1 pseudogene is annotated in these 1,141 nt (G+C 64.4%); it reads left to right on the top strand.

The annotated features are described in order from the left end of the window. Positions 1 to 36: 36 nt before the first annotated feature. Positions 37 to 1,141 (top strand): annotated as a pseudogene (locus AB0D27_RS45520) (hypothetical protein); the annotation flags it as partial.

Genomic DNA, 1,141 nt, shown 5'->3' with positions numbered 1-1,141 from the left:
GGCGGTACCGGCGACGGAAAGACAACGGTATTGCTGATGCCGGTTGTTCACGGTCGCCAGCATGGCGCGCTCGTCGATTGCATCACCATGAAGTCGAATGCGTTCAAGGATATCGAGGGTGAATCCGGCGTCCGGGTGCACAAGTCCGGCCGCGCCGGAGTATCTGCGATGGCCGAGTTCTACACCTCCATGAAGGCCGCCGAAGGGCTCCAAGGAACACCCGAAGGCGACGTTCTGCCCGGACGTATCCTGGTCATCGACGAATTCGCGTCGTTCGTCAAGTCCGCGAAAATCTGGTGGAAATACGGACTCCAGGCAAAGGGGATGCCGCCCTTTGAGGCGTGGTTCCACATGATCCTGATGCAGGGGCGTTCGGCCGACCACAAAATCGTGATCGGCGCGCACACATTCACGCGTGAGCTGTTCGGCGACACCGAGACCCGAGACCTGGTCGGCACAAAGGGAATTGTGGGCCCCGCCTCCAATCCCAAATGGCTCGTCACCTACGGAGACGCACCGCGAGTTGCCTACGACTCAGGCATCAAGGGCAGGGGCGTTATCGGCGTCACCGGACGGCCGGAGGTCGAGGAAATCCAGTACGCCTACATCACCCCCGTGGCGCGGAAGCACATCCGGGCCGCCGAGGACGCCCCGGACTGGTTCGACCGGGGCGAGATGGCTCCCTGGATCACCCCGGCCGTCCTGGACGAGGCCGAACACGAGCTGGCTATCGCTGATTTCCTGCCTGGTGGGGCCTACATGGAGGGTGTGACGCTCGTGACCGATGGGCGAACCCCCCGGCCCGGGGTACCTACGCCCAGGTCAGAGCACGTGACGTCACACCCCGCGGACGGGGCTGTGACCGGCCGTGTGACGCTCACCAAGCACGGCCAGGACCACGAGCCCACCGACGTGTCCGAAGAGGCGCAGACGCCCGTCTACAGCCTCAAGGAGGCGTCCACGGAGGACGGGGAGGCCGGCATCCTGCCCGCCCGCTACGGCGCGCTGCGCAAGCGCATCTCGCGGGGCCGCAAGCGCGGAATTGAGATGCCGGAGGGAATCACCGTGGACGGCACCACCTACTACACCGAAAAGGAACTCAAGAACTGGTGGAAGCTCACTGAGGTCAAGGGCAAGTCCC

The organism is Streptomyces sp. NPDC048415, assembly GCF_040651675.1.
Lineage (GTDB): Bacteria > Actinomycetota > Actinomycetes > Streptomycetales > Streptomycetaceae > Streptomyces.
The sequence above is the reverse complement of the archived record's forward strand: the minus strand, read 5'-3'. Positions and strand labels throughout refer to the sequence as shown.